Annotated in this window: 9 protein-coding genes; 6 read left to right on the forward strand and 3 right to left on the reverse strand. The window is 73.5% G+C overall.

The annotated features are described in order from the left end of the window. Window positions 1-4 precede the first annotated feature (4 nt). The 4 genes from MCBG_RS25375 to MCBG_RS25390 all read left to right on the forward strand — a co-directional run bounded on the left by MCBG_RS25375 (window position 5) and on the right by MCBG_RS25390 (window position 5,463). Window positions 5-529 carry a PadR family transcriptional regulator gene (locus MCBG_RS25375; RefSeq protein WP_043328685.1) on the forward strand — a complete coding sequence of 175 codons (525 nt, stop codon included), beginning with the start codon at window positions 5-7 and terminating at the stop codon, window positions 527-529. Continuing rightward, window positions 526-1,206 (forward strand): ABC transporter ATP-binding protein, encoded by a 681-nt coding sequence (locus MCBG_RS25380; protein ID WP_043328688.1) that lies wholly within the window; start codon window positions 526-528, stop codon window positions 1,204-1,206. Before MCBG_RS25375 ends, MCBG_RS25380 begins: the two co-directional genes overlap by 4 nt. Continuing rightward, window positions 1,203-3,356 (forward strand): FtsX-like permease family protein, encoded by a 2,154-nt coding sequence (locus MCBG_RS25385; protein ID WP_043328691.1) that lies wholly within the window; start codon window positions 1,203-1,205, stop codon window positions 3,354-3,356. Before MCBG_RS25380 ends, MCBG_RS25385 begins: the two co-directional genes overlap by 4 nt. Before the next feature lie 103 nt (window positions 3,357-3,459). After that, window positions 3,460-5,463, forward strand: coding sequence for a protein meaA (locus tag MCBG_RS25390; protein ID WP_043328701.1), 2,004 nt, complete (start codon window positions 3,460-3,462; stop codon window positions 5,461-5,463). A 105-nt stretch (window positions 5,464-5,568) separates the two neighbouring features. On the opposite strand, the gene MCBG_RS25395 is transcribed toward MCBG_RS25390, so the two are convergent. Both MCBG_RS25395 and MCBG_RS25400 read right to left on the reverse strand, forming a co-directional pair. Continuing rightward, window positions 5,569-5,865: a DUF1540 domain-containing protein gene (locus MCBG_RS25395; RefSeq protein WP_043328704.1), complete on the reverse strand. Its 297-nt coding sequence runs from the start codon at window positions 5,863-5,865 to the stop codon at window positions 5,569-5,571. A gap of 59 nt (window positions 5,866-5,924) precedes the next feature. Next, window positions 5,925-6,542, reverse strand: a complete 618-nt coding sequence (locus MCBG_RS25400; protein ID WP_043328707.1) for a DUF4126 domain-containing protein — start codon at window positions 6,540-6,542, stop codon at window positions 5,925-5,927. 71 nt (window positions 6,543-6,613) lie between these two features. On the opposite strand from MCBG_RS25400, the gene nucS reads away from it, so the two are divergent. Next, window positions 6,614-7,273, forward strand: a complete 660-nt coding sequence (nucS, locus tag MCBG_RS25405; RefSeq protein WP_030503891.1) for an endonuclease NucS — start codon at window positions 6,614-6,616, stop codon at window positions 7,271-7,273. Between the two features lie 9 nt (window positions 7,274-7,282). Here nucS and MCBG_RS25410 read toward each other — a convergent pair whose 3' ends face one another. After that, window positions 7,283-8,785: an aldehyde dehydrogenase family protein gene (locus MCBG_RS25410; RefSeq protein ID WP_043328710.1), complete on the reverse strand. Its 1,503-nt coding sequence runs from the start codon at window positions 8,783-8,785 to the stop codon at window positions 7,283-7,285. A gap of 218 nt (window positions 8,786-9,003) precedes the next feature. Between MCBG_RS25410 and MCBG_RS25415 the strand changes: the two genes are divergently transcribed. Further along, entirely contained in the window at window positions 9,004-9,450 is a 447-nt protein-coding gene (locus MCBG_RS25415) for an FHA domain-containing protein (RefSeq protein WP_043328712.1), read from the forward strand. Window positions 9,451-9,670 lie beyond the last annotated feature (220 nt).

Here is a 9,670-nt window from a genome sequence, read left to right on the forward strand (position 1 = left end):
GCTCATGACGGTTCCCCTGACCCTGCTCGGGCTGCTCGAACGCGAACCGAGCCACGGCTACGACCTCAAGCGCGACTACGACACCTTCTTCGGACGCGGCAAGCCGCTGCCGTACGGGCAGGTCTACTCGACGCTGAGCCGGCTGGCCCGCGACGGCAAGGTGGTGGTCGGCGACGTGGCTCCCGGCGCGGGGCCGGACCGCAAGCGCTACGTGATCACCGACCTGGGCGCCACCGAGGTGGAGCACTGGCTGACCGAGCCGGTCGAGCCGGAACCGCACCTGCAGACCCTGCTGTTCACCAAGGTCGTGCTCGCGCTGATGCTCGACCGCCCGGCCGAGGAGTACCTGGACACCCAGCGCGCCGCGCACCTGCGCCGGATGCGCGAGCTCACCGAGATCAAGCGCAGCGGCGAATTCGTCGACGTGATGCTGGCCGACCACGGCCTCTACCACCTCGAGGCGGACCTGCGGTGGATCGAGACGACGGGCGCCCGGCTGGACGCCCTGAGAAAGGCGGTACGGCCATGAGCCCGATGATCGAGGCACGTGACGTCACGTACGCGTTCGGCGAGACACCCGCCCTGCGCGGCGCGAACCTCGCCGTGGCCGCCGGCGAGGTGGTCGCCGTGATGGGACCGAGCGGCTCCGGCAAGTCGACGCTGCTGCACTGCCTGGCCGGCATCCTGCGCCCCGACTCCGGCGAGGTCCGGTTCGACGGCGCCCGGATCGACACGCTCGGCGAGGCCGACCGGAGCACGCTGCGCCGCGACAGCTTCGGCTTCGTCTTCCAGTTCGGGCAGCTCGTGCCGGAACTCACCGCGGCCGAGAACGTGGCGCTGCCGCTGCTGCTGCGCGGTGTCCGCCGCACTCCGGCGCTGCGCGCCGCGCGGGGCTGGTTCGAGCGGCTCGGCCTGGCCGGCATGGAGCACCGCCGCTCCGGCGAACTGTCCGGCGGGCAGGCCCAGCGGGTCGCGCTGGCCCGCGGCCTGGTCGCGGAGCCCCGGGTGCTGTTCGCCGACGAGCCCACCGGCGCGCTCGACTCGCTCACCGGCGAGGAGGTGATGACGCTGCTGGTGGACGCCGCCCGAGAGAAGGGCACCACAGTCGTCCTGGTGACGCACGAGGCGCGCATCGCCGCGTACGCCGACCGCGAGGTCATGGTGCGCGACGGCCGGGTCAACGCGCCCGCCGGGGTCGCCTCGTGATCGGGCTGGCGCTCCGGCTCGCCGTCGCCGGTGGCCGTGAGGCGCTGCTCCGGCTGGTCGCCATCGCCGCCGCCGTCGCGGTCGGCACCGGGCTGCTGCTCACCACGCTTGCCGGTGTGCACGCCACCGACGCCCAGCTCACCCGCTACGCGTCGATGTACCCGCAGGAGACGGCGGGCGGGTCCGCCGACCCGCTGCTGTGGTCGACCCGGTTTGACTACTTCCGGGGCGACCAGATCGTTCGCATCGACGTCGCCGCCACCGGCCCGGACGCGCCCACGCCGGTCGGCGTTCCCCGCGCGCCAGGACCCGGCGAGTTCTACGCCTCCCCGGCGCTGCGCAAGCTGCTGGCCACCACCCCCGCCGACCAGCTCGCCGACCGCTACCCGGGCCGGGACCTCGGCGAGATCGGGCCGGCGGCGCTCACCTCACCGGACACCCTGCTCGTCCTGGTCGGCGGCACCCCGGAGCAGGTGGGCGGGCTGGACCAGGTCCGCAAGGTCACCCGGCTCGACGGCAACAGCGCTCCGCTGCCCGGGGCCGCGGTCGACCTCATCCTCGGCGTGGTGGCGGGCGGACTGCTGTTCCCCGTGCTCGTCTTCATCGGCACGGCGACCCGGCTCGGCGCCGCCCGCCGGGAGCAGCGGTTCGCCGCGATGCGGCTGGTCGGGGCCACGCCCCGGCAGATCTCGGCGGTCGCGGCCGTCGAGGCCGCGCTCGCGGCGGCGGCCGGCGCGTCGGTCGGCTTCGCGGTGTTCTTCGCGTTCCGCAGCCAGCTAGCCGGCATCCCGTTCACCGGCATGCCGTTCTTCCCCGGGGACATGGCCATCGGTGCGCCGGAGGCCCTCCTGGTGGCCCTCGGCGTGCCGGCGGGCGCGGCGGCCGCGGCCTGGGTCGCGCTGCGCCGGGTACGGATCTCCCCGCTCGGCGTCACCCGCCGCGTCACGCCCCGACCGCCCCGGGCGTACCGGCTGATCCCGCTCGCGCTCGGCCTGGCCGGGCTCGGCTTCGCCCTGGTGTACCGGCCGCCCACGTCGGACGGTCAGACCGCGCTGTTCCTGCCCGCGCTGCTGCTGGTCATGGTCGGGCTGATCACCGGCGGCCCCTGGCTGACCATGGTCGGCGCCAAGGTGCTGGCCGCCCGGGCCGGCCGGCCGGCCGCGCTGATCGCCGCGCGCCGGCTCGCCGACAACCCGGCAGCCGGTTTCCGGGCGGTGAGCGGCGTGATGCTCGCGCTGTTCGTCACCACGGTGGCCGTCGGTGTGATGGGGACGATCACGTACGAGCGCGGTCCGGCGCCCCGGGGGTCGCTGGAGGCCGGCCGGCTGTCGATGGTGCTCACCGACGACCCGCCGGTGCCGGGCACGCTGCTGGCCGACCTGGCGGCGGTGCCCGGCGTCCGCAACCCGGTGCTCGTCCGGGAGAACCCGGTACGCGGTGACGGCCGCGACTCCGGGGTGATCGCCTGCGCGGACATCCCGCCCGCGTACGGGCGGTGTGCCGCCGGGGCGAGCGTCGCCGAGGTGCCGCCGGACCTGATCCCGTGGCGGGAGTCCGCCTCGGCCGACCGGATCTGGCCGTCGTCCCCGGTGGACCCGGCTGCCCTCGCGGGACTCCCGGCGGGTTCGGTGGCGGTCGAGGCGGAGGATCCGGTCGCGGTGGAGCGGGCCCGGACGGTCCTCGAAGCCGCGTTCCCGACGTTCTACGTGGCGCCGAACGTGCCCGGCGACTTCGAGGCCGACTTCGCCGACACCATGCGGGGCTGGCAGCGGCTGGCCGACATCGTCGTGGTGGCCGGTCTCGTGCTCGCCGGGTGCAGCCTGGCCGTGGCCGTGGCGGCCGGCCTCAGCGAACGGAAGCGGCCGTTCAGCCTGCTGCGGCTCAGCGGCGCCCCGGTTCGGCTGCTGCGCCGGGTGGTGGCCCTGGAGAGCGTGGTGCCGCTGCTGACCGTCGCCGTGGTGGCGGTCGGGATGGGACTGGTCGCCGCGCACCTGTTCCTGCGCGCCCAGATGCAGTACGACCTGCGCGTACCGGGGATCGGGTTCGCCGCTGTGGTGGCCCTCGGCGTGCTGGGCTGCCTCGCGGTCATCGCGGCCACGCTGCCGCTGCTGGAACGGATCACCGGCCCGGAGACCGCCCGCAGCGAATGACCCGTACGGTGGGCCGGTGTGTGCGGCCGGCCCACCGTCGCGGGCCTGGGGTTGTGTGGTTTTCCACACTCTCTTTTACTAAACGGTAACTTAAACTCCGGCCATGGACGACGCGATGCCGGGACGGCTGCCCGAGCGGGACCGCCCGTGGGTGATGCGCACGTACGCCGGGCACTCCTCCGCCGCGGCCACCAACGCGCTCTTCCGCCGCAACCTGGCGAAGGGGCAGACCGGCCTGTCGGTCGCCTTCGACCTGCCCACCCAGACCGGGTACGACCCGGACCACGAGCTGGCCTCCGGTGAGGTGGGCCGGGTCGGCGTGCCGGTGGCGCACCTGGGCGACATGCGGGCGCTGTTCGAGGGCATCCCGCTCGCCGAGATGAACACCTCGATGACCATCAACGCCCCGGCCATGTGGCTGCTCGGCCTCTACGGCACCGTCGCCGCCGAGCAGGGCGCGGAACTGAGCCGCTGCGCCGGCACCACGCAGAACGACATCATCAAGGAGTACCTGTCCCGGGGGACGTACATCTTCCCGCCGGCGGCCTCGCTGCGGCTGACCGCCGACATCATCGCGTACACGCTGCGCGAGATGCCCCGGTGGAACCCGGTGAACATCTGCTCGTACCACCTCCAGGAGGCCGGGGCGACGCCGGTGCAGGAGGTCGGCTTCGCGCTGGCCACCGCCGTCGCCGTGCTCGACACCGTGCGCGACTCCGGCCAGGTGCCGCCCGAGCGGATGGGCGACGTGGTCCAGCGGATCTCGTTCTTCGTCAACGCCGGGGTGCGCTTCGTCGAGGAGATCGCCAAGATGCGCGCGTTCGGCGCGCTCTGGGACGAGATCACCCGCGACCGCTACGGCGTGGCGAACCCCAAGCAGCGCCGGTTCCGTTACGGCGTCCAGGTCAACTCGCTGGGCCTGACCGAGGCGCAGCCGGAGAACAACATCCAGCGCATCGTGCTGGAGATGCTGGGCGTCACGCTGTCCCGCGACGCCCGCGCCCGGGCCGTGCAGCTGCCCGCCTGGAACGAGGCGCTGGGCCTGCCCCGCCCGTGGGACCAGCAGTGGTCGCTGCGCATGCAGCAGGTGCTGGCGTACGAGTCGGACCTGCTGGAGTACCCGGACCTGTTCGCCGGCTCGCACGTGATGACCGCGCTGGTCGACGACATCGTCTCCGGCGCCCGCGTCGAGCTGGAGAAGGTGCTGGAGATGGGCGGCGTGGTCACCGCCGTCGAGTCCGGCTACCTCAAGAGCGCGCTGGTGGCCTCGCTCGCCGAGCGCCGTCGCCGGATGGAGTCCGGTTCGGACGTGGTGGTCGGCGTCAACCGGTTCACCGAGACCGAGCCGTCGCCGCTCACCGCAGCGGGCGCCGAGGCGATCGAGCAGGTGGACCCGGCCGTCGAGGAGGCGGCCACCGACGGCGTACGCCGGTGGCGGGCCGACCGGGACGCGGCGGCTGTCGAGGCGGCGCTGGACCGGCTGCGCGCCGACGCCGCCACCACGGCGAACCTGATGCCGGCGACGCTTACCTGTGTACGGGCCGGGGTCACCACCGGCGAGTGGGCGGGCGCGCTGCGCCAGGTGTACGGCGAGTACCGCGCGCCGACCGGCCTGGCCGGGGCGGTCGGAACGGCCGGTGACGCGACCCTCGCCGGGGTGCGGGAGCGGGTCGCCGCCACCGCGCGGGAGCTGGGCAGCGGCCGGCTGCGGCTGCTGGTCGGCAAGCCGGGGCTGGACGGGCACTCCAACGGCGCGGAGCAGATCGCGGTACGCGCCCGCGACGCCGGGTTCGAGGTGGTCTACCAGGGCATCCGGCTGACCGCCGGGCAGATCGTGGCGGCCGCCGTGGAGGAGGACGTCGACCTGGTCGGGCTCTCCGTGCTGTCCGGCTCGCATCTGGCCGCCGTGCCGGCGGTGCTGGACGGGCTGCGCGCGGCCGGTCGGGGCGACCTGCCGGTGGTGGTGGGCGGGATCATCCCGGCCGCCGACGCCGAGGCGCTGCGGGCCGCCGGGGTGGCCCGGGTGTTCACGCCGAAGGACTTCGCGCTCACCGGCATCATCGACGAGCTGGTGACGGTGATCCGCGAGGCCAACGCCCTGTCGTGAAAGGAAGGGCCCCTTATTAACGCCTCCGGTAGGGAAGGGGCCCCTTCTTAACACCCGCGCGCGGAAGCGGCGCCTCCATGCGGACGGCGCCTCCGGACGGGTGGGTCAGCGGCTCTGGTAGGTCATGCAGTCGGCCATGTCCATGTCGGGACCGACGGTGATGGCCGGGGCGTGGCACTCCAGGTCGGCGTTGTGCCGGCAGTCGGCGCGCGAACACGCGCCGACCTGGGCGACCAACTGGTCGAGGCCGCCGCGCACCGGCATCTCCACGAACGTGTGGCAGTGGGCGTGGTCGCTGCTGCCGATCGTGATGGCGAACGCGTGGCAGTCGTTCGTGTGGTTGTAGGCGCAGGACCGGACGGCGCACTCCTGGACCCGGGGCATCTCCAACGACGCGGTCATCTCCCGTACCTCCTTGGGTTTCTTGCCCCGATTTTAGAGGTTTCGGGAGCCCGCGCGGGTCAGACGCGGAAGCCGGCCGCGCGGGCCGCGGCGCGTTCCCGTCGCCGCTCCCGGCGGCGGCGGAACAGCCACGGTACGAAGAACACCAGGCCGAGCAGGAACACCAGGACCAGCACCGGTAGCAGCAGCGCCACCACCGACATGACGACGCTCGTCGCGTCCTCGGCGGTGCTGGCCACCGGCGCGCCCACCCCGGCGGTGGTCGCGTTGATGACCGGCCGGGCGGCGGCCTTGAGTAGGTGCACGCCGAGCGCGATGAGCACGCCGACCACGACCGGCACCCACTGGTGCGAGGAGAAGAACGTGTCCGGGTCGCTGACGGTGACGGTCTCCGAGCCGGCGCCCGCGCCGAACGCGAGCCCGCCGGCGGTCGGCCGGACCACCGTCTGCACCACGTCGTTTACGTGGTCGACCACAGGCACCTTGTCGGCCACCACCTCGACCGCGAGCAGGACGGCGAGGATCAGCACCACCCAGCCGTTGCCGAGCCACTGCCAGCCGCTGGGCAGCTCGACCAGGTCGGTGTAGCGGGACAGCAGCCCCATCAGCAGCAGCGGGATGTAGGCGTTCAGGCCCGCCGAGGCGGCCAGACCGGAACCGGTGAGGACTTCGAGCACGATCTCAATATGGCACCGGTACGCCAGTGGCGCTCGTCGGCGTCCGCCGGGGCCTCGGCTACCCTCGGCGGGTGCGGTTGGTGATTGCGAAGTGCTCAGTGGACTACGTCGGACGGCTCTCGGCCCACCTGCCCCCGGCGACCCGGTTGCTGATGGTGAAGGCGGACGGCTCGGTGTCGATCCACGCGGACGACCGGGCCTACAAGCCGTTGAACTGGATGAGCCCGCCCTGCCGGCTGGAGGAGGCGCCAGGCGTCTGGCGGGTGGTCAACAAGGCCGGCGAGGAGCTGCGCATCACCCTGGAGGAGATCTTCCAGGACACCTCGTACGAGCTGGGCGTGGACCCGGGCCTGCGCAAGGACGGCGTCGAGGCGCACCTGCAGGAGCTGCTCGCCGCGAACCCGGAGACGCTGGGGGAGGGCTTCACGCTGGTCCGCCGCGAGTACATGACCGCGATCGGGCCGGTCGACCTGCTCTGCCGCGACGCGGTCGGCGGCGCGGTGGCGGTGGAGGTGAAGCGGCGCGGCGAGATCGACGGCGTGGAGCAGCTCACCCGCTACCTGGAGCTGATGAACCGGGACCCGCTGCTCGCGCCGGTGGCCGGTGTGTTCGCCGCGCAGGAGATCAAGCCGCAGGCCCGGGTGCTCGCCACCGACCGCGGCATCCGCTGCGTGGTGGTCGACTACGACAAGCTGCGCGGCATCGAACGCGACGAGCTGACGCTGTTCTGAGGCGCCGCCTCAGCGGCCCCGGCCGTACATCAGCTTGGCGATCTTGACGATGCGGGCGATGTCGGCCGGGGTGCGCTCGAACGTCATCGCCGGCAGCAGCGACCGGGCCCGGCGGCGGGTGACCGACTTGGGCCGGCCGAACTCGCGCAGCCCCTCCTCGCCGTGGATGCGGCCGATGCCGGACTCGCCGACGCCGCCGAACGGCAGCGTCGACATGCCGGCGAAGGTCAGCGCCGAGTTGACCGAGGCCATACCGGAACGCAGCCGCCGCGCCACCGCCACCGCCCGCGCCCGGCCGAAGACCGAACCCCCGAGCCCGTACGGCAGCGCGTTGGCCCGCTCGACCGCCTCGTCCATGTCCCGGACGCGATTGACGACGAGCGTCGGGCCGAACGTCTCCTCCTGCACGGCGGCCGAGTCCTCCGGCACGTCGACCAGCACGGTCGGGTGCACGTACGGCGGCTGGACCGCCTCTGGGCCGCCCAGCACCGCCCGGCCGCCCCGGTCGAGCGCGTCGTCGATGTGCCGGCGGATGATGTCGATCTGCGACGGCATGGTGATCGGGCCGAGGTCGGTCCCGTCGGGGCCGACAGTCAGCCGCCCGGCCTTCGCCACCACCTTCTCGACGAAGGCGTCGTAGACCTGGTCGACGGCGTAGACCCGCTCGATGCCGATGCACGTCTGGCCGGCGTTGGTCATTCCGCCCCACACGCACGCGTCGGCGGCGGCGTCCAGGTCGGCGTCGCTGTCCACGATCATCGCGTCCTTGCCGCCGGCCTCCAGCAGCACCGGGGTGAGCGTCTCCGCGCAGGCTGCCATCACCCGCTTCGCGGTGGCGGTCGAGCCGGTGAACGACCTTTTGCCGACGCCGGAGCGGCACAGCGCCGCGCCGACCGCGCCGAAGCCGTGCACCACCTGGAACACCGGCTGCTCCGGCACCACCTCGGCGAACCTGTCGACCAGCCACTGACCGACCGCCGGGGTGTACTCGCTCGGCTTGAAGACCACCGCGTTGCCGGCCGCGAGCGCGTACGCGGCGGAGCCGATCGGGGTGAAGACCGGGTAGTTCCACGGGCCGATCACGCCCACCACGCCGTACGGCTGGTATTCCAGGTGGCCGGAGAACTCGGCGAGGACCAGCCGGGAACGGACCCGGCGCGGCCCGAGCACCCGCTGCGCGTTGCGGGCCGCCCAGTCGATGTGCTCCAGCGCGGTGAGGATCTCCACGACAGCGTCACCGACCGGCTTGCCGCCCTCGGTGTGCATCAGGTCGGCCAGTTCCTCGATCCGCCGCGCGAGCACGCCACGCCAGCGCTGGAGACGGTCCCGCCGGCCGGCGAAGCCGAGCCCGGCCCACCAGTCGCCGGCCGCCCGGGCGCGGTCGACCGCGGCACGCACGTCCGCCTCGGAGGCCAGCGGGAAACTGCCTGCCTCGGCGCCGGTGGCCGGGCTGGTCGACACCAGCCGACCTTCGGAGATGAGCGGGGCGCCCGGCACATGCACAGCGGTCATGGCCGAAGTCTAGACCCGAGGATTACTCGCCGGTAGGTGTCGCACGCGCCGTACGCTGCGCGGACGATCAGCCCTCGCATCGACGGAGATGCCGTCCGAAACGGCGAACGGGAGATGACCGGCCGGGGTCGCGGGGGTGACCGCGCGGTGGTGCAAGCCACTACGGTGAGGTGGCAGGCTGACGCCGCGGGGCGATGTGGGGTGGAGGTCGACTGTCCATGGAGGAGCATCCTGAGCTGATGCCGTTGCTGACGGTGTCCGGCGGGGCGATGCGGGGGCTCACGTTCCGGGTCGGCCAGGACGCGCAGGTGATCGGCCGGGCGCCGACCGCCGACATCGTGCTCGCCGATCCGCACCTGAGCCGGCGGCACGCCACCGTCCGGGCCACCCCCGAGGGGGTGCTGCTCACCGACCTCGGCTCGACCAACGGCACCTGGCTCAACGACACCCGGGTCACCGGCAGCGTGGCGATCGCCGACGGCGACGTGGTCCGGCTCGGCCGCACGGATTTGCGCCTCTACGACCCGGGGGTGGCCCGCACCGACCCGGTCGGGATGAGCTTCGGCGCGCTGCGCCGCGACCAGCGTCCCACCCTGCCGCTGCCGGTCCCGGCGCCCCGCCGGCCGATCGAGGCGCGCGAGGCGCAGCCGGCCGACGTGAGCTAGACCTCGGGCATCCGCTGGACCCGGGGGCCACTGAGTGCCGCCGATCCCCGGGCCCCGCTGACCCCTCACGCCCGCGCCGCCCCCGGCCGCGCCCCGCCACCCGCCACCCGCCACCTCCCCACCCTCCCCGCCCCACCCATTCGCGGTGATCAAGGAGTTTGGGTACGGAAACGGCTCCCGCGGTGACGCAAACTCCTTGATCACCGCCGCGCCGCGCGGC

The organism is Micromonospora sp. M42, from assembly GCF_000568915.1.
GTDB classification, from domain to species: Bacteria; Actinomycetota; Actinomycetes; order Mycobacteriales; family Micromonosporaceae; genus Micromonospora; species Micromonospora chalcea.

Bases quoted from the DNA above. Each gene is read 5' to 3' on its own strand.
- MCBG_RS25375 (WP_043328685.1), top strand. From the start codon at position 5: ATGACGGTTCCCCTGACCCTGCTCGGGCTGCTCGAACGCGAACCGAGC.
- MCBG_RS25380 (WP_043328688.1), top strand. From the start codon at position 526: ATGAGCCCGATGATCGAGGCACGTGACGTCACGTACGCGTTCGGCGAG.
- MCBG_RS25390 (WP_043328701.1), top strand. From the start codon at position 3,460: ATGGACGACGCGATGCCGGGACGGCTGCCCGAGCGGGACCGCCCGTGG.
- MCBG_RS25395 (WP_043328704.1), bottom strand. From the start codon at position 5,865: ATGACCGCGTCGTTGGAGATGCCCCGGGTCCAGGAGTGCGCCGTCCGG.
- MCBG_RS25410 (WP_043328710.1), bottom strand. From the start codon at position 8,785: ATGACCGCTGTGCATGTGCCGGGCGCCCCGCTCATCTCCGAAGGTCGG.
- MCBG_RS25415 (WP_043328712.1), top strand. From the start codon at position 9,004: ATGGAGGAGCATCCTGAGCTGATGCCGTTGCTGACGGTGTCCGGCGGG.